Genomic DNA, 20,220 nt, shown 5'->3' on the forward strand with positions numbered 1-20,220 from the left:
CGGCGGCCTGCGAGCGCGAGCGCCGCATGCGAAATCAGATCTTGAACCCCTCCAGCGTTGCGGGATGGAACAGCTCCTCGATGCGAAGCTGCCGCGCAGACAGGCCTTGCCGGTGGTGGGCCTTGAGGAAAGCATCCAGCACATGCCGGTTCGGCGCAACGCCATAGGACCAGAAGTCCTCTCCGAGCAGCGCGCGCGCGCCTTGCAGCTGCTCCTCGACGAAGGGCAGGGTGATCTTGGTCGCCGAGGTGTCGGAGAGCCTGACCAGCGCCAGCTTCTTGGATTGCTCGAAGGCCTTGAGTAGGGCCGCCGGCAGCCAGGGCTGCGCCTCGGCGATGGTCTTGCGCACCCCGAGCACGTGCATGATCGGGAAGATGCCGGTGCGGCGGTAATAGTCGCCGGCGGCAGCCGTCGGATCGGGGAACAGGCGCCCGACCTGCGGGTGGCCCTCGTCGAAGCAGGACGGCGCGCGCGGCCCGATGAAGCCGTCGATCTCGCCGGCCATCAGCATGGCATTGAGCGAGCGGTCCTCCGGCGCCTGCTCGACGCGGATATCGGCCGGCAGCTCGACCTTGATCTTCTCGGGCCGGCCCGGCTGCTCGATGCCGCCGCGCACCCAGATCACGTCGGAGGGCTTCACGCCATAGTCCTGCTCCAGCATGTCGCGGATCCAGACGCAGGCGGTCAGTTGGTATTCCGGGCAGCCGATGCGCCGTCCCTTCAGGTCTTCGGGCTTCTCGATGCCGCGGTCCTTGCGCACGAGGATGCCGGTATGCCGGAAGGCCCGGGAAAGGAAGGCCGGCACGCCGACATAAGGGTTGGTGCCCTGCGCCGTCTTGACCGTGAAGCTCGACAGCGAGGCCTCGCAGACATCGAACTCGGCATGGCGGAAGGCACGGAAGAAGATTTCCTCCGGCGCCAGCGTCATGAACACGGGGTCGACGCCGTCGATCTGCACCGCGCCGTCGATCAGCGGGCGGTTGCGGTCATAGTCGCCGATGGCGACGGAGAGGCACAGTTTCGACAATCCATCCTCCCGGGCGGGCGACGCGAGCGCCCCGCCATTTTCGCCAGAATGCCGCCGGGCACCGGGGCCGACAAAGACTTCCGCTGGCTGTCTGGGAGACGCTGCCGATATGGCAGGGAGCGAAGGCGACGGGTGCGGCATCGCAGGCTATCGTCGCAGCCTGTTCCCGATTCTGATTCCCGGAGAAGACGCCATGCAGCCCTGGCCGAAGCAGAATGCCCTGACCATCGGCTTCGCCCATGCCGCTTATCAGCTCCGCGACGAATATCTGGCACGGAACGGGCAGGCGACGAGCTTCGAGGTCCGCACCGTCGACGAGCTGAAGGCGAGGGCGCATGAGGCCGATGTGCTTGTCGTCTCCGGGCTCTGGCGCAACGAGATGCTCGATCTTGCCGGCAAGCTGCGCTTCATCCAGTCGGTCAGCGCCGGCACCGACCAGTTCGACAAGCAGCGCCTAACCGCCGGCGGCATCCGGCTCGCCAGCGGCCAGGGCAGCAATGAGCGCGCCGTCGCCGAGCACGCAATGTCGCTGATCCTGGCGCTGGCGCGCCAGCTCCATCTCGCGCGCGACAACCAGGCCCAGCGCTTCTGGCGGCCGATGATCGGCGACCGGTCGCGCCGCGAGGACGAGCTCGGCGGCAAGACGCTGGTCGTGGTCGGCCTCGGCCGCATCGGCCTGCGGCTCTCTGCCCTCGCCGGTGCCTTCGGCATGCGCGTCATCGGCGTGCGTCGGCGTGGCGGTAGCGAACCGGGCATCGAGAAGATCGTGCCGCCTGCCGAGCTCGCGAGCGTGCTCGCTGCGGCGGACATCGTCGCGCTGACCTGCCCGCTGACGCCGGAAACAGAGGGGCTGATCGATGCCACCGCGCTCGCGGCAATGAAGCCCTCGGCCTTCCTGATCAATGTCGCGCGCGGCCGCGTCGTCGACGAGGCTGCGCTGATCGCGGCTCTGGCTTCGGGCCGCATCGCGGGCGCCGGCATCGATTGCGTTTACGAGGAGCCACTGCCGGCGGAGTCGCCGCTCTGGGCCCTACCCAATGCGCTGGTCACGCCGCACAGCGCCGGCGAGACGCGCGCCTATGAGCGCAATATCGTCGACATGCTGCTCGACAATCTCGGCCGGCTCGAACGCGGCGAGGCGCAGCTTTTCAATCAGGTCGTCTAAGGGAAGGCGCCCGGATCAGCCGATGCGCCTCGCGAGCGGCCCGAGCGACTCCAGCAGGTGCTCGGTCACCGTGCCGAGGAAGCGCTCCATCGCCTCGTTCTGGCGCGAGGCCTGGCCGCCGGCGGCGCGTACGAGGTAGAGGGTGCGCTTGATCGGCTGGTCGACGATGCGCCGGCCGATCAGCTTGCCCGCCTTGAGTTCCTCGATCGCGGTGCCATAGGGCATGATGCTGGCGGCCGCGCCGCGCACCACCAGCGTGCGCATCGCCGGTATCGATTGCGCCTCGTAGAGGATGCTCAGAGGCAGCGCGAAGCGCTCGGCCGCCTGCTTCAGCAGCTTCTGGACCTGATCGCGCTCGCCCGCCTGGACGAGCTCGTGGCTCAGCGCCTCGGCGAGTGTGATCGTCTCCGGCATCGGCTCGGGGCCGGGCGCGGTGGCGAAGAGCAGCTCCTCCTCCAGGATCGGACGGCGCTCGATGCCCGGCCGTTCCTCGACGCCATAGGCGAAGGCGATGTTGACCTCGCCGCGCTCCAGTTCCTGGACGAGGACATGGCTCAGTTCCTCGACGAGGCTGAGCGAGACGGCCGGAATCTCGTTCTTGGCGTCGACCAGAAGATCGGGTCCGATCTGCAGCATGATGCTCGGAGTCAGACCGAGGACCAGCGTTTCCTGCTCGCTGCCGGATAGCGCGCGCACGTCGCGGCGCGCCTCCTCGACATCCTGCAGGATGCGTGTCGCCCGTTCGAGCAGGAGCTTTCCGGCCGCAGTCAGCACGACGCCGCGCGAATGCCGCAGCAGCAGCTCCGTCTTCAGGTCCTGTTCGAGCTGGCGGATCTGCAGGCCCAGCGCCGGCTGCGCGACATTGAGCTGTTCTGCCGCCCGCGTGATGTTGCCGACCTCGGCGATCCTGACGAAGTAGCGGAGCTGGCGGAGATTGATCGGGACCTCCCGGATAGCGTTGGCGGCGCAGGCACTATGCTGCCTGCAACAGGCGCCAACAAGCCCGTGCCGGCGCGGCTATTGCACCGGCCGGAACCAGCGCTCCATCCGCTCCAGCCCGGCGAAGATCACGACGCTGACCAGGATCACGAAGATGATCGTCGCGAACATGCCGGGCAGGTCGTAACGCTCGGCGAGATCGTTGATCAGCTGGCCGAGTCCGCCGAAATTGATCAGGAACTCGACGCCGATCAGGTTGATCAGCGCGAAGATAAGTCCGAGCCGCACACCAACGAAGATGGTCGGCACCGCCGCCGGCAGCAGGATCATGCGGAATTGCTGCGCGGGCGTCAGGTTATAGCTGCGCCCGACATTGATCAGGCTCTTTCTGACGCCGTTCAGCCCTTCCAGCGTCTTCAGGATCACCGGGCCGAGGCCGGCGACGAAGCCCATGGCGACGATGGTCGCGGCGCTGCGCCCGAAGATCACCAGGAAGAGCGGATAGGCGAGCACGATCGGCGCCGCGGCCACGGCCGCGACCCAGGGCTCGGTCGCCAGCCTCAAGGTTCGGAAGCGGTAGAGCAGCATGCCGAGGCCGATGCCGACGATCGCGACCAGCACGCTCGCGGTCAGTGCTTCCGCGCCGGTGAGCAGCAGCCGCCGCGCCAGTTCCTCCTCGCTGAACAGGCGCCCGAAGCTGCCGAACACCGCCGAGGGCAGCGGTATGACGAATTGGTTCAGGATCTGCAGGCGCAGCAGAATCTCGACCGCGCCGAGGACGAGGCCGAGCGTGGCGAGGCCGAAGGCGATGGGCGGGATGCGGGTCAGGAACACGGCGTCAGCGCTCTGCGCGCCCGAGCGCGCCCTTTTCCGATTCCGCCATGCCGCGGGAGGCTTCCTCGCGCAGATCGTTCCAGATCTCGGCGACATAGCGGCCGAAGGCATCGCTGCCGACGACGTCGCCGCGCCGCGGCCGTGGCAGCCGGATGTCGACGATGCGCTTCACCTTGCCCGGCCGGAAGCTCATGATCACCACCCGGTCGGAGAGCTGCACAGCTTCGGTGATGTTATGGGTGATCAGCAGGGTGGTCTGCTTGAGGTCCTGCTGAATGTTCAGAACCTTGTCGCCGAGCAGGAGCCTCGTCTGCTCGTCGAGTGCCGCGAAGGGCTCGTCCATCAGCAGGATCTTCGGCTCGAACACCAGGGTGCGGGCAATGGCGACGCGCTGGCGCATGCCGCCCGAAAGCTCGGCTGGGTAGCGCTGCTCGAAGCCGGCGAGCCCGACCATGTCGATGAATTTGCGCGCGGTCGCGTAACGTTGGGCTTTGGCGACGCCCTTCACCTCGAGCGGAAAGGCGACATTGTCGATCACCGTGCGCCAGGGAAAGGTCGATTCCTCCTGGAACACCATACCGATCGCCGGATGCGGGCCGCTGACCGTTTCGCCGGCGACCGAGACCGTGCCGTCATAGCCGCTGACCAAGCCTCCAAGGATGTTGAACAGGGTCGACTTGCCGCAGCCGGACGGGCCGATGATCGAGACGAACTCGCCGCGCTCGATCGACAACGAGACGCGGTCGACCGCTGTGATCGTGCCTTCCCGGGTCTGGAAGCGCATGGTGACGTCGTCGAGGACGAGGTCGTTGGTCGTCTGGCTCGAGGCCAGTCGCAGCCTGGCAGTCGAGGCAGCCATCTCCGTCCCGTCTCCTTGCGTTTCGCCGGTCATCGCGGCGCCAGTCGCCTGCACCGATGCGGACGGCTCCGGAGCGGCATGGCGGCAGTGGCCGTCGGCAGCGGCGGCATCGTTTCATCCCCTCGTGGCCGCTCGTGGCGAATGGCGGCCGATCTTGAAAGGAGCCTAGCGAGCGTGGGGCCTGCGGGTCCAAGACTATCTTGGTTGACCTCGCCAAACTTTTGACGAGGGGCTGGCCAGATGGGCGCTCGCCGGCGCATCGGCTATAGTTGGGTGGCGCAATGTCGCGCGCGGGGACGATTCGCGCATGGCCGAACCGAATGACGGCGCCGGGGACGAGCCGGAGCTGCCTCTTGCGACCAGCGTTGGCTACCAGCTGCGCATGGCGCACCGCGCCTCACAGCGTTACCTGCAGGAGCGGATCGAGCCGCACGGCGTCACCCTCGGCATGTGGTACTTCCTGCGCGTGCTCTGGCAGGAGGATGGGCTGACCCAGCGCGAGCTCTCGCGCCGGATCGGCACGATGGAGCCGACGACGCTGAGCGCCATCGCCAGCATGGAGAAGAGCGGCCTCGTCGTGCGCGAGCGCAACGCCGTCGACCGCCGCAAGCTGCATGTCTGGCTGACACCGAAGGGCCGTGCGCTGAAGGCGCAGCTCCTGCCGCTAGCGGTCGGCGTCGTCGAAAAGGCGACGGAGGGCTTCTCCCCCGAGGATCGCGAGCGCTTCCTGGCCTATCTCGGCATGGTCCAGCGCAATCTCGCCGAAACCCGGACCGACCAGGCTTCGGCCGAGGAGTGAAAGCGGCGGCCCTTAGCTACCGCGATCTCATTCACCAGCGCGGGCGCGGGCCATAGGAGCCGTCGCAGCCGACCAGCGGACCGCCCGGATAATAGTCGTCGATGATGATGTCCGGCAGCGGGCAGCCGGCGCGGCCGCGCATGGCCCGGCGCTTCGGCGCCTGGTAGCTGTCGCGCTCGACCATCGCGGTACGGGCGAGCGGACGCGACGGAGCGGCAGGCATCGCGAGGGCGGGAGCTTCGGGGCGGGCGGCGCGGGCACGCTGCGGCGCCGGGGCAGGAGCCGCGGCGGGCCGGTCCTCGCTCAGGCGGGGCCGGGGCGCCGGAAGCGGCACGGCGGTGACCTCGTTGCTCTGCTTGTCCGCGCTGTTCGGCGAGGAAGCCGCGACGATGACATCCTCGGAGGTGGCGCGAACCAGCTTGGAGACGCCGGTGTCGAGAGCGACGGTGCGGAACGGCGTGTTGCCGCAGCCGCCGCAGCGGCTGGGGTCGAGTGGCACGAGGTCGACGCGGGCCTTGCCGTCATCGGCGCTCTGGCCTTCGCCGGCGGCGCGCGCGGCGATCATGATCTGGGCGGCTTCCTCGAGCTGCTGCTCGATCAGCGCGGTGCGCAGGCCGCGGGCCCGGCGATAATTGACGACCTCGTCGCCGCCGGATACGAGGATGGCGAAGGGGGCGCCCTTCGGCACATTGCCGCGGAACTCGTTGCGCAGGCGGCCGATGGCGCGTTGCGCCTCGGAGGTGACCTCCCAGCTGCCCGACGCGAAGGGGATCGCGCCCGTCGTCATGATCTCGCGGGCCGCCTGGACGACGCCGACGGTGATGGTGCGGCCCGAGAATTCGAGGCGCAGCGACTGCGGCCGTTCCGCGATCTTCGGCGCGCCGGCGGGCGCCGTCTCCGTGAAGCTCGGCATCTGGCTGGCGGCGGCGCCGTCGCGGTCGGGTTGGGCCAGCGCCGCGCCGGCCGAAACGAGGATGGCGAGAGCGGCGACGGCGAGGCACTTGCGGCTCTCGCTGCGGATCGCGGTGACGATGTCGGTCTGGAAGCCCATTCCGGGTCTCCTCATGAAAGTGGCGAGCACGTTGCCGGGGCCTTGGCCGGCTTTGAGCTGCTTTCGCAGGCGCGGCCCGCGATCCCTCGATTCGAAACCTTCTTGCCTTGCCTCGTCGAGAAAAATCACGGCCTTCGCGAAAACGCAGCTGAAGCGTGCAAGGTTCGGGCAATGCCGTTGCAGCGCCGGGCCCTCCAAGGGCTGGCCGTGGCACTGGCGAGGCAATATGACTATACGGCAAGGCAACACGGGGGAACCGATCGTGAAGATCGCAGATAATGACCACGAGAGCATCGAGCTTCATCAGAACATGACGCGCCGGACACTGGGCGGATTGTTCGCGGCTCTGCCTTTGCTGGCCTCCGTGCCCGCGCTGGCGCAGACTGATCAGGCCGCCACCAATATTCTGCGCTCGCTCGCCCCCCATGACCGCAGCCCCGGCCGGCGCAGTGCGCCGGTCACCCGTCGCGTCCGTACCCGCTCCTCCGGCGTGGTGCAGGAGATCGAGATCGATCTGAGCCGTCGCGTCGAGGTCACGGTCTTCTTCGCCAACGATTCCGCCGCCCTGCGCCCGGGCGCACAGCAGGCCCTGGCGCGCCTGGCGGTGGCACTGCGCGATCCGATCCTGGCCGATCAGCGCTTCCTGATCGCCGGCCATACCAGCCAGGACGGTGACTATGATTACAATGTCGCCCTGTCGCAGGACCGTGCGGCTTCGGTCACCAACTGGCTGATGGGTTATGGCGGTGTCGACGGCAACCGGCTGCAGGCCCATGGCTTCGGTCCGGACATGCTGCGCAATCCGCGCAATCCCTTCTCGCCGGTCAATCGCCGCGTCGAAGTCATCGCCATCACCGGCTGATGCGCCGGTCGCCTTTCAGCTTCAACCGCCTGCCTCCAGGGGTAACCACCATGGCCTTCTTCAAGCGTCTCATGCTCGGCTTCGCCCTGCTGCTTTCCTTCGCAGCCGCCGCCAGCGCCCAGTCCACCAATTCCCGCATCAACCTCCTGGTGATGTCGGATGACGCCGATCCCGATACGGTTCCGCGCAACAACCGCATCTTCAACCGGGTGCAGCTCCAGCTCTCGGAGTATCTCAACACCCGCGGTTTCCAGGTCTATGACGAGACCAGCCTGGCGCTCGGCATCACGCCGACCGGCCGTGTCCGCCGCCGCGACGCCGAACTGATCGAGATCGCCCGTTCGGTCTCGACGCCGATCGACGCCATGGTGGTCTATCAGATCTATGCCTCGGCGCGTCGCTCGGTCGCCGCCGACATCCGCTTCCCAGAGATCCGCATCGCCGGCCGCGTGCTGAACGTGCGCAGCGGCCAGTTCATCGCGGCCTTCGAGGTCGGCGGCTTCCAGCTGCCGGCACTGCCCAATCCCTGCGGCGCCGAATGCCTGCTCGAGACCGTCGGCACCCATTCCCGTGTGCTGGCGACAGATCTCGGCGCCGCCATTGCCCTGAAGCTCGAGGGCTTCGCTCGCCAGCCCGGCATCGCCGCCGGTGGCGGCAAGGATGGTGTCGGCGGTGGCGTCGCCGTGGCCCAGGGCGATGGCTGCGCCAACCTGCCCACCGACTTCGAGATCCAGCTGCGCGAGTTCACGACCTCTGAAGTCGACCGGATCGAGAGCGAGTTCGTGCGCTGGGGTTGCTATCGCAGCCACCGCACCGTGCGGATGACCGGCAACTCGGCCGACTTCTTCTACAGCACCTCGTCGGACTCGGCGCGCCTGACCCGCAACTTCCGACTGATGATGGAACTGGTCGGCCTCAACGGGCAGATCACCTTCGCCGGCAATCGCCTGACCGTGAGCAAGGTCTCGACCCGCTGACAATTTGACTGAAAATAGCGGCCGGGTAACCATTATTGCCGGCGCGGCTATACGAAGATGCCACCCGGTCGACAGGTGCCGGGTGGCTTGTTATTTTAAATGTGGCAGAAATTAGCATTGTGGACGGCGCAGGCGGAAGGGCTGGGTTTCCGCTCCTGATGATCGTGTCCGATGCTGGATGCGGGCAATTTGCAAATGGATTGGGGCATCGACCCGGCACGGGTCGCGGAGATCGGCACCATTGCCTCTTCGCGCCGTTTCTCCGCCCGGGACACTGAGAAGTTCGTTCTTGCGATCACCGGCGGCGGCTCGGAAAATGCCGACCTGCCGCTCTGGGACATGCTGCAGGTACTGTTCGCGCTGGGGGCATTGACCGCTGGGCCGCGTATGCCGGCACGCGACGCCGCCATAGGCTGCCTGCTGGACGAGACCGGCATCCTGCTCCGGCCGCTGCGGCAGGAGAAGTCCGTCGGCGCCGAGCTGGCCGGCGCCTCGATCGAGGCCTCCGCCACCGAGGTCGTCCTGTCCTACGGCGCCGGCAAGACCCGCTCCTTCTCCTGGAGCCGGGTGCGGCGGGCGCTGGGGCTGGCGGACTTCCTGTTCGCGGCCGAGGCGGATGAGCGCTCGGAGGGGGGGCTCGCAGCACTGCGCAGCGCGCTCGACTCGGTCTTCGCCCTCGCGGTCTTCGACGAGGACGGGTTGAAGCGGGCGGTGCAGGAACCGGCGCGCTTCATGCGGGCTTGGCGCCGGCGGCATCTGCCGCTGCTCGCCTTCGCCGATCTGATCCGCCAGCGCGAGGCCTTCCTCAATGCCAGCGGACGGCGCGAGCGCCAGCGCGAATTCGATCCCGACGACCTCGTCTCGCTCTGGAGCTTCGCCCTGCTGCATGGCGAGACCTGGAGCTTTGCGCGCTTTGCCGAGCGCTTCAGCGCGCTGATGCGCGAGGAGCGTTCCAGCGTCGGCCGCCGCGACTTCATGGCGCCGGCTTCGATGGACAGCCTGATGGCGCGCCAGCCCTCCGAGAATCCGGAAGAGGCACTGATCGCCTGGCTCGATCACCAGGCGGTTCTCGGCGAGCTCGAACCGGAGGATCTCGACGAGGACGATGACGACGAGCCCGAGGAGGAGGACGAGGACGGCGTGGTGCGCGAGCGCGTCTACGCCGCACTGATGCGCCTGCCGGCCGATCCGAAATTCCTCAACAAGGAGGAGCGCGAATCCGTCGGCCGGGCGCTGGCTCTGCTGCCGATCGCTCACGAGCAGCCGTTGACCCTGGCGCGCTCGCGGGCGGTGGCGCCCTGGGAGAATCGGCTGGTCGAGGCCAGCCGCCGCGTCGCAGGCTCAAATCGCGGGCAGGTCGACCAGAACGCGGACCCGTTCGACTATCCCGGCATCGCCCAGGCTCTGGCCGCGCTCGGCAAGCGTTTCGACGAATTGCTGCTGATCGGCGTCGCGCTGGAGGCGCTCGAAGGGCCCGCCAATGCGGCGGTTCTCGCCGAGGGGCAGAAGGTTCTGCGGCGCTGGCGCCATGATCGCGCCAGTTTCCGGATCGACAATGCGAAACTGGCACTGATCTTCGCAAGGCATGGGGGAGCACTGAGAACCGTTGCAGGAGCCCTGCAGCGGATCGTCAGGCAACAAAGGCGCTTCGGAGAATCCGTGGACCTGGCAGCCCAGGCCGCACTCGACGAGGCGCGCTTCACCGAAGTGTTTTCGCAGCGCTATCAGGGGCGGTTGAAACGGCCATGACAGATTTCGCTACCCAGGGTCCGAGCGAGGAAGATCCGCGCATCGGACGTGCCGCCGCCCGGCTGGTTCTGGCCGCGCTTGCCAGCACCGAGGCGGAGGAGACTGCGGCTGCGAGCATCAGCCGTGCCGATCTCTGGGCGCATGCCCGCCGGGTCAAGGGCGATCCCGTCAACTTCGCCGCCGAGCGCGCCATCCGCACCGATCCCGAGGCGGCACGGCTCTATCGCCGCCTGCTGTCCTTCCAGGCCGTGGCGCGCAGCGAGCTCGCCGCCGCCGCCTATGACAGCAGCGCGACCCACCGGCGCATCGGCTCCTTCGAGCTCGACGTGGTCGAGGAGGACGATGCCCCGCCGGCGCTGATCATCCAGTGCCTGTCGGACTCGGTGCCGGCTCCGACCATGATCGAGGTGGTCTCGATCGAGGGCGTTGTCCGCCTCTCCCTGCCGGCGCCGGTCGACAAGCACATCGTCATCGACCTGCCGCGCCAGGACGCCGAGCGCGATCTGCTGCGATTGATGCTCGCCAACCCGCTCGCGGGCGTTTATCTGCTGTAACGTCAAGTATACGCCGCCTGGAGGCGGCGAGGATGGCTTGGCTTCCGCAGCGGCAGAGTCTGGCGAGAGAGGGAAATGGCTTCAGGAGATCAGAACGTCAGGCGTTCCGGCGTCTTCGTCGTCGTGCCCACCACCGACCAGCCCATCGTCCTGAAGAAGCTCGCCTGGTCGGCCCGCGTGCCGGTCTCGCGGGTCGTGCTCGCGACCGAGAGCTCGGAAGTGTGCGAGCCCTGGAGTACGCAGTATAGCAATCTGCTGCGACCCGGCGAACCCTTGCGCCAGATTCTCGGCCTGCCCGATGGCGGCAGCTATCGCCTTGCCGCGTCCGGTGGAATCGACCAGGGCAAAAGCTGGATGGTGCCGACGCTGGCCGCGCATTGCGCGCTCGCCCATGGCGAGGCGGTGACGCACAAGGCGTCCGAAGCGCGGCTGCTGATCTGGGGCACCGGCGCGATAGACCTCTCCGTCGCCGACACCGCCGCCGAGGCGCGGGTCACCCAGCAGGAATACCATCTCACCACGAAGATCGATCGCTCGCGGCACCTCTTCGCCGATGCCGAACATGGCGCGACCCCGGTTCTGGCGCTGGTGCCGCATGGCGACGAGGCCGAGCGCGCCGCCGGCATCCTCGGCAAGATCCTCGGCAACCAGCCGCATCACATCGCGATCGTCGCTTCGCTTGCCGACATTGTCGCCCCGATCGAGCTCTATCTGCGCTCGGGCTCGTTCCAGCCGCAGGTCGCGGCGCCGGAGCCGGAAAGGCCCACGGCCCCGGTCTCCGCCTCGATGGCGCTGAAGCCGTTCAAGCCTGAGCCGGCAGAGCAGCCTGCCGCGCAGCAGGCGCCGCGCTCAGCCGAGACCGTGCAGCAGACTGTCATGCAGTCGCAGCCCACAGGTGAGGCGCCTCCCATGGCCGATATGGCGCCGCGCTCGCGGCGTTCGGTGCTCGGCGAGGAAGCCTCGCGGCCTGCCTCGTCGCGTCTGCCAGTGATCGCGGCCGCTGCAGTCGTCCTGCTCGCGGGCGGTGCCGGCGCGGCTTGGTACGCGTTGCGCGATCCCGGGCCGCGTGGGTCCGACCAGGGGCCGCCGACTCTGACCCTGTCGACGCCTTCGACCGGCACGAGCGGGCAGAGCAGGCCGAGCCAGCCTCAGTCGCAGCCCGCACAGCAGCAGAGCGCAGCGGTCCAGAACAACGCACCTGCGGCTGCCTCCGGGCCGGCGCTGGCGCGACTGGTGACGCTGTCGCCTCCGTCCGGCAGCAGCTGCGATGCGCAGATCTACGAGCTGACCCCGCGCTATAGCGAGACGGCGGTCGATGTCGCAGAGGCGGCCAGCATCGAGGTCGACGCGCAAGAGATCTGCGGCCTGGCGCTGGAGCCGGTCGCTCCCGCCAAGGGCAAATTCCAGTCCGGAACCGGCCCTGCCGTCGTCGCCTCGAAATCGAGCGCCACGCGCCTCGTCTTCAACCCGACGGCGATCCGCAGCGGCATCTCGGCCTTCCCGGTCATCCGGATCGAGGAACCGAAGCCGCTCGCCATCGAGATCAAGCGCCGCTGACAGCACGGCCAGCGCTCTGTCCTAGGCTGTGCTGTCGCCTACCCATTTGGGTTAGGACGCGCGCTAGCCTCCGTGCCTACGGTGCCTCGCACCATCAGCGGAGGACGAGATGATCAAGGCATTTGCGCTGCTGGCAACTCTCGCCGGCATTGGTTTCTCCTCGGCGGCGTTCGCCCAGGATGGCTGCCAGACCGTCAGGCATTCGTGCAGTCAGATGATGAAGACCTGCGAATCGCGTTGTCAGGGATCGCCTCGATGTATGCCGGGGTGTCTGACCGGGCTTGAGGTCTGCAAGCAGACGGGGGTCTGGAAAGCCAGCACATCGCCCGCATGCTGGAGGACCACCAACCGCAGCTGACAGGGCAGCGGCGCCATCGCCGCAGTCAAGCGGCGCGCGCATCGTCCCAGCCATCCTCCGGCCGTTCCGAACACCAGCGCAAGCGGTTTGTGCTGCTCGTGCGCGCTTGTCTTGGCGGGGCCCTTGGCGCGCGAGCGGCTTCGCGGGCGATCCCCGCGGGCGGGCGCGGGTGCGGGCGAGTGCAGGGCGCTCTCGCCGCAGTTCCCGGTCGCTGCCGTTCCGCTCCGCCCGAAGGGCGTGCGCGGGGCTTATGCCTACAGCCCCGCCCGGGTCAGCCCGCGCCACAGGCCCCAGGGCGGCGGGTCGCTGGTCGGCGAGAGCTGGCGGATCGCGGCCAGGCGCCCGGCGATCAGCGCGATCGCGATCGAGGGCAGCGCCATCAGCATGTGATGCGAGGTCGCGGCCGCGATGAAGGTCATCGGCTGGCCCATCACAGGCAGGAGGCCGAGCGCATTGCCCCAGGAAATGCTCCAGTGCAGCGCGAAGATGGTGACGATGCCGACCAGCACGATCGCCATGCCCTTGTTCGCGCCTTCCTGAGCCGATCCCATGGCGCGCTCGCGCATCAGCCCGACGGCGAGCGCCAGCAGACCGAAGGCGGTGACGACCTGCGCTGCAAGCAGCGCCAGCCCGGCCGGAAGGCCGAAGCGGACCATCAGGAAGGTGGCGATGAAATCGTTCTGCACCACCGGCACGCGCACGAGGTCGCTGACGGTGAAGCGGCTCGCCGTCTCGTCGACGATCTCGCTCTTGCGCTCGGCGATCGGCGTCGCGCGTGCGCCGGGCAGCATGGCGCAGAGCGAGACCGGCGAGGGCGGCAGTTCGTCGAGCGCCCGGCGCACCTCCGGCGGCGTCTTGTCGAGGCCGAGATCGAGCCGCGCCAGCGTGCAGGGCATCTCGGCCAGCGCCACCTTCGACTGCAGGAGCTGGAAGCCGAGATCGCGGTGAATGACGTCGGGATTGCGAGCCTCCCCGGCAGCGGCGCTGCGCAGCTTGGCATGGTCGAGATCGTACCAGGTGAGCAGCCGCTCCGCCGGCACACGGAAGGCGCCGCCGCGTGCCTTCTCGAGGGTGTCGATCGCCGCGATCCGCTCCTTCGGCAGGCTCCACTGGCCGGAGATCGCGTAGGTGACGAGGCCGGGGAAGGCGTAGATCAGCGCAGCGTTGATACAGAGCAGGATCACCAGTACCAGCGCCAGCACGCCGCCGCGCGGCCAGCCGAGCTTGCGGACCTTCCGCTGCGGCGCATCGGCCCGGCGCAGGAAGACGCGCGTGATCTCGAACAGGCGTTTCAGCGTGCTCGGCAGCAGGAAGGCGAAGGCCAGCACCACGGTGGTGATGATGATGATCAGCGCCGGGGAATAGTCGCTCTTCAGGAACGGGATCGCGGTCAGGAACAGGATGAAGACCAAGACCGTCGCCAGGCTGACGCCGAGCCAGGAGATGTAGTGGCGCTGGTTGTAGAAGAAGTCGATCCGCGAAAAGCCGAGGAAGATATGGGCCAGCACCAGGACGAGCGCGATCTTGCCGAGTTCGACCGGCTGGAAGCCGGCGACGCCGGTCTCGGTGCCGAGCACGCCCCAGGCGACGAAGGCGACGAGGATCAGGAAGGCCGGGATCGCGCGCAGCAGCTGGTCCTTGAAACCGACGCCCATGAAGAAGGAGCGCGGCAGGGCGGCGATGGCACGCTGCGGCTGCAGGGCGACGACGACCGCGACGACCGGGATCAGGTCGAAGAACAGGAGCTTGTTCTTCTCGGCATGGATGGTGAAGTCGGTCTTCTCCGCGTCGATGCCGAGCGCCAGCAGGGTCAGGCTGCCGAGACAGCACAGGCCGAGCAGGCCGAGCCAGGCGACGCGCATCGGCGTGGTGAAGCGCGGCCCGACCATCAGCAGAAGGCAGGCGATCGCATAGGCCAGGATGGTGGCGTGAAGCGCGCCTTCATAGGAGATCGAGGCGCCGCCGAGCCGCGATAGTTCCGGCGCCAGCACCAGCATCGTCGTCGCGGCGATGAAGCCGGTGGCGCCGAGCGCGCCGACCAGCCTGACCAGGATGGCGCTACGGCGGAAGGCGCTGGCCTGATGCATCGCCGACAGGATGCCGAAGCCGGCAAGGCCCAGCGTCAGCAGAAGGCGCACGATCCGCTCGACGCCGTTGAGCGAACTCAGCGGATTGCCGAGTTCGGCGCCCGACATGGGCTGGCGCGGCGGTGTGATCACCGGCCGCACGCTTTCCGTCGTCGAGGCCTCGCGCAGCTGCTCGGCTTCAGCCGGATCGAAGCGGTGGGTCTTGCTGAGCGGGGTCAGCCGCAGCGGCAGGCGTCCGCCGGCCTCATCGCCGATCTCGACCGCATAGCGCGTGCGCCCGATGATCAGATGGCTGAGGCGCGCCGGTCCTTCGGGATCGAGCTCCCAGGCGATGTCGCCGAAATCGGTGACGCGCTGGTTGCCGCGGGCGAAGACCACGGGCGGGCGCGGCGCATCGACGGCGTCGCCCGGCGCCAGGAAGAAGCCGCCGCCGCGCGCCACGATGGTCAGCGCCTTGAAGGGCAGGGCGCCGGCGGCGACATGCGCCTCTTCCCTGACCGTGCAGGTCAGGCGCCCGCCGATCTGGACGATGCGGTCCTCGCCGCGCTCGTCGGTGGCGATCATGCCGGTGACGACCTCGCGGATGCGGTCGGCGGCGCTACGCGGCTGGCAGACCGGCAAGGCGTTGCCGTCGAGCCGCAGCGTCGAGACCGGGCCGGCGCGCTGCACTGTCAGCTTGCGGCCGGGCCCCGGCTTGCCTGCCTCGGTCAGGGTCAGCTGCAGATTGCCCGGGCTGGCCTCGTCGACGGTGATAGCGAGCGCTCCGGCGGCGATGCGGTCGCCGGGCTGGAAACGCCAGCGTGACGAGAAGCTGCCCGAGCCATTGGCATAGTCGAGCCAGAGCCGACGACTGTTGGCGACATTGCGGATGTTGACCCGCCCGTCGGGAAGGCGGGTGAAGGCCACATGGCGCGTCTCGGCGGAGTCGAAGCGCTGCGGCTGCAGCAGCTCGCGCCGGCCGATCGCGACGGTTTCACCGCGCGCCAAAGCGAGGTCGAGCCGCTCGAGGCTGACCACCGGCCGCGCCGTATCGATCAGGTAGCTCGTATTGTGCCACCAGAAGCCGAGCAAAGCGAGGCAGGCGGCGAGCAGGACGAGCCCGGTCACCGCGCCGCCGGTCGAACCGAGCCGGATGCGCGGCAGGCGGATGGGGCGGAATTGGAGCCAGCGGCCGAAGAGCTGGCGCAGCGCGGTCGTTTCGCTCACTTCTTGTCTCCGAGCGCGGCGACCTTGCCGAGCAGCCCGGCCATCAGCCGGCCGCAGGCGCGTCCGCCGGTCTCCCGCGTATGCGAGACCAGGCAGGTGAAGGCGACGCGCTTCCTGCCGGCGACATCGTTCATCCAGCCGGCGAACCAGGCCGAATTCATGCCGTCGGTGGTGTCGGCGGTGCCGGTTTTGCCGTAGATGCGGCGCCTTATCTCCGGCGGCAGGCTGGCCATCACGCCGGCGGCGGTGCCGCCCGGCGAGTTGACCACGCCGAACAGGCCGCGCTGGGCGCCGTCGAGGAAGGGTTCGGCCTGGCGCGGGTCCATGCCGGGGATCACCGGCTCGCCCTCGTTCGGCTGCGGCGTCTCGGCGACGTCGCCGACCGGCTTGAGCACGCGCGGGCGGATCACCTTGCGGGCGCCGAGCGAGCCGTAGATGGACGCCATCGCGATCGGGGTGGCGCGCACGCCCTGGCCGTAGGAGTTCGTCACGAGGTCGATGCGCCTGGCGTTGCGCTTGTCCTCGACGGCGAGGTCGAGCGCCTCGCCTGTCAGGCGCTGGGCGCCCGGCACGATGCCGCGCGTCAGGTCGACGCCGGGCTGGGCAAGCTGACCGGGCTGGGTGATCGGGTAGAGGTGCTCGGTCATGCGGGCGAGGACCGTGCCGGTGCGGGCCGGTGCCGTGCTCGGCCTGCCGCCGACCTTGCTGCCGTCCATGGTCAGCGCCACGCCGGCGAACCACAGGTTCGACGACTTGATCAGGGCCTCGCAGAAGCCGATCTGCGCGCCGCGTCCGCCGTCGGGGCAGCCGGTCTGCGACGGTGCCAGGATTCCGACATTGAAGCCCGCGCCGCCATAGTTGGCGATCTGCACGCCGTCGACGTTGAGCGTTCCGCCGCCGGGGATGCCGAAGATCTGGGCCTGCTGCGCCGGCGGGGTCCGGCCCATGATGATGTCGGCGAGGCGCGGCTGCTCCTTCAGGGCGAGGATGCCGGCGAGGCCGGTGACCAGCTTGAAGGTCGAGCCCGGCATGGTGTGGACGTCGCCGGCGCGCCAGCCATGGCCGGCGAGTGGGCTGTCGCTGTCGCGGCCCGTCGAGAGCGCCTGGATGTCCCAGCTATGCATGCCCGGCACGAAATCGGGCCAGCTCGCCATGCCGAGCACGGCGCCGGGCTCGTCGCCGGCATCCATCAGCAGCACGACGGCGCGGCCGTCGCCCTGGTCCGGCGGCTCCTGCTCCGGCGCGAGGTTGACCGGCAGCGGGCCGGGCTTGCGCGGGCGCTTGCCGCGGGCGATGCGCTCGCCCATCTGCGTGTAGACCGCTTCCTGCACCAGCTTCTGCAGGCGCGGCTCGATGGTCAGGACGAGGTTTTCGCGGGTGCGGGCGCGGCCGAGCGCGGCCGAGAGCGAGCCGACATCGCCGGCGCCATAGCCGATCATCGCGGTCAGGCCGAGCTCGTCGACGATCGGCAGTGGCACGCCATTGGCGTCGAGCGCCGGCGTGCCGTCGGCGAAGGCGAGCGCCCGGCCGGCGCCGCTGCGCCGCTGGGTGACGGCGCCGCGCCAGCCGAGCTCGCAGACCAGCTTGGCCTTGGCCCGTTCGCAATCGGCCTCGATATGTGAGGAGCGCCAGAGCTTGACCTTGCCGTCCTCGGCCTGCGCCGTCGTGCCGCCGAGGATTTCGCGGGCCCGCGGCGGCACGGCGCGCACCGGCGAGCCCTCGACCGTGATCTCGGTCTCGCGCCGGCGCTGGCCGGTGATCACGAAGCGCCAGCCATGTGGCAGGCCCTGCGCTGCTTCCTCGGCGCAGCTGGCGAAATCGTCGCTGTCGGAGCAGATCCGCTCGGCCGCAATGCTCATCCCGGCGAGGCGCACGGTCTGCTGGTCGCGCTTGGGGTCGAGATTGGCCCGCTCGTTGCCGACGACGATGCGGCTCGGCTCCAGGATCATGTCGACGGTGATGCGTCGGCTGCCCGCCGGCAGGCGGGAGGACAGGGCGAGGCGGTCGTCACGCTCGCGCAACGGGCCGAAGAGTGCCCAGTCCGAGAGCTGGTTGGCGCGACGGGTGGCGAAGTCGGAGAAGTCGCGCGGCGGCGGCACCGCATTGGGCATCACGTTGAGCGGCGCGGCGAGATCGGTGGTCTGCGCGACGCGGGCCGTCCAGCTCGAAGGCCGGCAGCCGGCCGGCACGACCGGTAGGGTCAGTGGCGTGCCGTCGGCGCAGCGCCGGTCCGGCGCGCGGTCGTCGCGGGCGGCGGCGATCAGGAAGGAGTTGTTCCAGGCCAGCATTTCGGAGCGGATCTGCTGGCCGGCAGGCAGGTTGCAGAGCCGGTCGAGCAGGGTGCGCGAGAATTCCTTGGTGCCCTGCGGTGTCGGCACGGTCAGGGAGGCGTCGTAGAGCGCTTCGCAGGGCTGCGAGCGGATCGTCGGCCCGGCCGGGTCGAGCCAGATCAGCCCGGTCGAGACGGCCTGGGTGAACAGATCCTCGTTCGAGCGGCTGGTCTCGGTGAAATCGGGCTGCTTGATCCAGGCCCGGCTGGCGGCGAGCTCGCCGATCAGCCCGCCCGAAAGCCAGAGGAAGCCGGCGATGGTGACGAGCCCGACGGCGATCGCGACCAGGCTGCGCTTGAGGCCGCGGAAGAGCGGATGACTCATGGCGTCGCCCCCCGAAGCTCCACCACCAGCGGCCCGAGCACGAAGGGCCCGTTTGCGGGGATTGTGCAGGTTCCGGCCGGCTGCGCCTTGCGCTCGCCGAGGATCCAGATGTCGCCGGCCGATTGCACGGCGACGCCGCCTGGCACCGCGGCGATGAAGCCGACCGGGTTGTGATCATAGAGATTGTCGAGGCGCTCGACCACGCCGGAGCCGAACTGCACCCGCACGGCCTCGCCGAGCCAGTCGAAGCTGCCATAGCCGCGCGAGGACTGGTCGGGACCGAAGGAGATCGCTGTCTGCTCGCGGGGCAGGGCGATATAGCCGAACTCGCCTTCCTCCAGCATCAGCACCGAGCGGCGGCGATTGTCGAAGCCGATGCTCTCGGCCCGGAACTCGCCGCCGGCGCGGGTGTAGCGCAGCTCGCGGCGGTCATAGCGGCGGGCATCGCGCCCCTGCACCACGATGCTGTCGCGCGCAGCGAGCATGGCCGAGGACATCAGGCGCCCGCCATGGCTGCGCTCGACCCAGTAGCGCGCCATCCGCCGGCCGCCGAAATTCTCGGGGATGGCGAGGCCGAGCACGGCGAGGTGCGGGCCCTTGGGCGGCTGCTGGTGCAGGCGGCAGGGCCGGCGGTCGAGGATGACGTCGACCATGCCGAGCGAGACGCGGCCGGTCTGCGGGCGGATGCCGAGGATCTCGAAGCGGGCATCGATGCCGCCTTGCGTCGGTGTCGCCAGCGTCTCGACCTGGATCGCCTGGGCCCGTGCCTCCGGCGTCTGCGGCAGGGCGGTGAGCAGCGGCAGCCCGCCGGCATCGCGGGCTGAGGAATCGACCGGGTAGCGACCGAGGAAGAAGATCGTCCCGGCTGGCAGGTCGGGGTGGACGGCCGGGGTCAGCATTTCGCTGCGCGAGAAGGCGAAGCGCGACTGGCCGGGATAGAGCCCGCCGGCGGTGTTGGCGCCGATGATCGGCTGGCCGATGGCGACATCGGCATTCTGCTTGATGATCACCTCGCCACGCGGCGGCAGCCCGCCCTGCGGCGGCGCGTGCACGCCATGGCCGAAATAGACCGCGACCGGGGCGGCCGCATGCATGCTCTGCTCGACATGGATGGTGACGCCGACATCCGGGTCGATCACGTCGCGGAAGCGCTGCTCGATCCGGTCGGCGAGGAAGCGGCCGAGCTCCTGTGCGCCGGGCAGGGCCTCGGCGGTCAGCACCACGATCGAGGTGAAGGGTATGTCGATCGGCTGCGGCCCGCTGCCGCCATCGATCAGGGCGATACCGCGATTGCGGTCGATCAGGTCTTCGAGCGAAAGCCGGGCATCCTTGGTCGGCTGCCCCGCCTGGGTCAGGGCAAAGACCGGCTTGCGCCAGAGGTTCTCGATGCCGGGCATCGGCTCGCCCGCCTCGCCGGCGACGGCGCGCAGGCAGGTCAGCCTGCGCGGATCATGCATCACCAGGTCCATCAGGTCGGGCAGGGCCATGGCGTCAGCTCACTCGGCGTAGGAAGGGCTGGAAACAGGTGGAAGCGCAGCGCGG

16 protein-coding genes are annotated in these 20,220 nt (G+C 69.0%); 8 read left to right on the forward strand and 8 right to left on the reverse strand.

Features of this window, described 5'->3' with window-relative positions; all coding sequences use genetic code 11:
• Positions 1–34: 34 nt before the first annotated feature.
• The gene (locus DK26_RS25525) at positions 35–1,027 is read right to left on the reverse strand and encodes an ABC transporter substrate-binding protein (protein WP_066478861.1); all 993 of its coding nucleotides are present in this window, start codon (positions 1,025–1,027) and stop codon (positions 35–37) included.
• 193 nt (positions 1,028–1,220) lie between these two features.
• On the opposite strand from DK26_RS25525, the gene DK26_RS25530 reads away from it, so the two are divergent.
• A complete protein-coding gene (locus DK26_RS25530) occupies positions 1,221–2,192 on the forward strand; it encodes a D-2-hydroxyacid dehydrogenase (RefSeq protein ID WP_066479058.1) in 972 nt (323 codons plus the stop codon).
• 15 nt (positions 2,193–2,207) lie between these two features.
• Here the strand turns inward: DK26_RS25530 and DK26_RS25535 are convergent, their stop codons facing one another.
• The 3 genes from DK26_RS25535 to DK26_RS25545 all read right to left on the reverse strand — a co-directional run bounded on the left by DK26_RS25535 (position 2,208) and on the right by DK26_RS25545 (position 4,824).
• Positions 2,208–3,146: a LysR family transcriptional regulator gene (locus DK26_RS25535; RefSeq protein ID WP_349236338.1), complete on the reverse strand. Its 939-nt coding sequence runs from the start codon at positions 3,144–3,146 to the stop codon at positions 2,208–2,210.
• 63 nt (positions 3,147–3,209) lie between these two features.
• Complete coding sequence (locus DK26_RS25540) at positions 3,210–3,965, reverse strand: ABC transporter permease subunit (RefSeq protein WP_066478864.1); 756 nt, start codon at positions 3,963–3,965, stop codon at positions 3,210–3,212.
• 4 nt (positions 3,966–3,969) lie between these two features.
• Positions 3,970–4,824 (reverse strand): ABC transporter ATP-binding protein, encoded by an 855-nt coding sequence (locus DK26_RS25545; RefSeq protein ID WP_066478865.1) that lies wholly within the window; start codon positions 4,822–4,824, stop codon positions 3,970–3,972.
• Between the two features lie 307 nt (positions 4,825–5,131).
• Here DK26_RS25545 and DK26_RS25550 point away from each other — a divergent pair, with 307 nt between their 5' ends.
• The gene (locus DK26_RS25550; RefSeq protein WP_066478867.1) at positions 5,132–5,623 is read left to right on the forward strand and encodes a MarR family winged helix-turn-helix transcriptional regulator; all 492 of its coding nucleotides are present in this window, start codon (positions 5,132–5,134) and stop codon (positions 5,621–5,623) included.
• Between the two features lie 31 nt (positions 5,624–5,654).
• On the opposite strand, the gene DK26_RS29465 is transcribed toward DK26_RS25550, so the two are convergent.
• Positions 5,655–6,674: a hypothetical protein gene (locus DK26_RS29465; RefSeq protein ID WP_066478869.1), complete on the reverse strand. Its 1,020-nt coding sequence runs from the start codon at positions 6,672–6,674 to the stop codon at positions 5,655–5,657.
• A 262-nt stretch (positions 6,675–6,936) separates the two neighbouring features.
• Between DK26_RS29465 and DK26_RS29470 the strand changes: the two genes are divergently transcribed.
• From DK26_RS29470 to DK26_RS29190, 6 genes are all read left to right on the forward strand, one after another.
• Positions 6,937–7,536, forward strand: coding sequence for an OmpA family protein (locus tag DK26_RS29470; protein ID WP_066478872.1), 600 nt, complete (start codon positions 6,937–6,939; stop codon positions 7,534–7,536).
• 50 nt (positions 7,537–7,586) lie between these two features.
• Positions 7,587–8,513: a hypothetical protein gene (locus DK26_RS25565; RefSeq protein ID WP_157089845.1), complete on the forward strand. Its 927-nt coding sequence runs from the start codon at positions 7,587–7,589 to the stop codon at positions 8,511–8,513.
• Between the two features lie 195 nt (positions 8,514–8,708).
• Positions 8,709–10,262 (forward strand): hypothetical protein, encoded by a 1,554-nt coding sequence (locus DK26_RS25570; RefSeq protein WP_157089846.1) that lies wholly within the window; start codon positions 8,709–8,711, stop codon positions 10,260–10,262.
• Positions 10,259–10,816: a hypothetical protein gene (locus DK26_RS25575; protein WP_066478882.1), complete on the forward strand. Its 558-nt coding sequence runs from the start codon at positions 10,259–10,261 to the stop codon at positions 10,814–10,816. The genes DK26_RS25570 and DK26_RS25575 overlap by 4 nt, the downstream gene beginning before the upstream one ends.
• Before the next feature lie 75 nt (positions 10,817–10,891).
• Entirely contained in the window at positions 10,892–12,373 is a 1,482-nt protein-coding gene (locus DK26_RS25580; protein ID WP_066478883.1) for a hypothetical protein, read from the forward strand.
• A gap of 109 nt (positions 12,374–12,482) precedes the next feature.
• Complete coding sequence (locus tag DK26_RS29190) at positions 12,483–12,731, forward strand: hypothetical protein (RefSeq protein ID WP_157089847.1); 249 nt, start codon at positions 12,483–12,485, stop codon at positions 12,729–12,731.
• A 254-nt stretch (positions 12,732–12,985) separates the two neighbouring features.
• Here DK26_RS29190 and DK26_RS25585 read toward each other — a convergent pair whose 3' ends face one another.
• Genes DK26_RS25585 through DK26_RS25595 form a run of 3 tightly spaced genes read right to left on the reverse strand, consistent with a single transcriptional unit; the run spans position 12,986 to position 20,165 of the window.
• Positions 12,986–16,024 carry a hypothetical protein gene (locus DK26_RS25585; protein WP_066478885.1) on the reverse strand — a complete coding sequence of 1,013 codons (3,039 nt, stop codon included), beginning with the start codon at positions 16,022–16,024 and terminating at the stop codon, positions 12,986–12,988.
• The gene (locus DK26_RS25590; RefSeq protein ID WP_066478887.1) at positions 16,021–18,678 is read right to left on the reverse strand and encodes a penicillin-binding transpeptidase domain-containing protein; all 2,658 of its coding nucleotides are present in this window, start codon (positions 18,676–18,678) and stop codon (positions 16,021–16,023) included. The genes DK26_RS25585 and DK26_RS25590 overlap by 4 nt, the downstream gene beginning before the upstream one ends.
• On the reverse strand, positions 18,675–20,165 hold the full coding sequence (locus DK26_RS25595; RefSeq protein ID WP_066478888.1) for a hypothetical protein: 1,491 nt from the start codon (positions 20,163–20,165) through the stop codon (positions 18,675–18,677). Before DK26_RS25595 ends, DK26_RS25590 begins: the two co-directional genes overlap by 4 nt.
• Positions 20,166–20,220 lie beyond the last annotated feature (55 nt).

The organism is Allobosea sp. WAO, assembly GCF_001509835.1.
Lineage (GTDB): Bacteria > Pseudomonadota > Alphaproteobacteria > Rhizobiales > Beijerinckiaceae > Allobosea.

What these genes read in the sequence shown, in the direction of transcription:
- DK26_RS25595 (WP_066478888.1), bottom strand. Translation starts at nt 20,165, where the DNA reads ATGGCCCTGCCCGACCTGATGGACCTGGTGATGCATGATCCGCGCAGG.
- DK26_RS25580 (WP_066478883.1), top strand. Translation starts at nt 10,892, where the DNA reads ATGGCTTCAGGAGATCAGAACGTCAGGCGTTCCGGCGTCTTCGTCGTC.
- DK26_RS25570 (WP_157089846.1), top strand. Translation starts at nt 8,709, where the DNA reads ATGGATTGGGGCATCGACCCGGCACGGGTCGCGGAGATCGGCACCATT.
- DK26_RS25550 (WP_066478867.1), top strand. Translation starts at nt 5,132, where the DNA reads ATGGCCGAACCGAATGACGGCGCCGGGGACGAGCCGGAGCTGCCTCTT.
- DK26_RS25590 (WP_066478887.1), bottom strand. Translation starts at nt 18,678, where the DNA reads ATGAGTCATCCGCTCTTCCGCGGCCTCAAGCGCAGCCTGGTCGCGATC.
- DK26_RS25545 (WP_066478865.1), bottom strand. Translation starts at nt 4,824, where the DNA reads ATGGCTGCCTCGACTGCCAGGCTGCGACTGGCCTCGAGCCAGACGACC.
- DK26_RS29190 (WP_157089847.1), top strand. Translation starts at nt 12,483, where the DNA reads ATGATCAAGGCATTTGCGCTGCTGGCAACTCTCGCCGGCATTGGTTTC.
- DK26_RS29465 (WP_066478869.1), bottom strand. Translation starts at nt 6,674, where the DNA reads ATGGGCTTCCAGACCGACATCGTCACCGCGATCCGCAGCGAGAGCCGC.
- DK26_RS25565 (WP_157089845.1), top strand. Translation starts at nt 7,587, where the DNA reads ATGGCCTTCTTCAAGCGTCTCATGCTCGGCTTCGCCCTGCTGCTTTCC.
- DK26_RS25575 (WP_066478882.1), top strand. Translation starts at nt 10,259, where the DNA reads ATGACAGATTTCGCTACCCAGGGTCCGAGCGAGGAAGATCCGCGCATC.
- DK26_RS25530 (WP_066479058.1), top strand. Translation starts at nt 1,221, where the DNA reads ATGCAGCCCTGGCCGAAGCAGAATGCCCTGACCATCGGCTTCGCCCAT.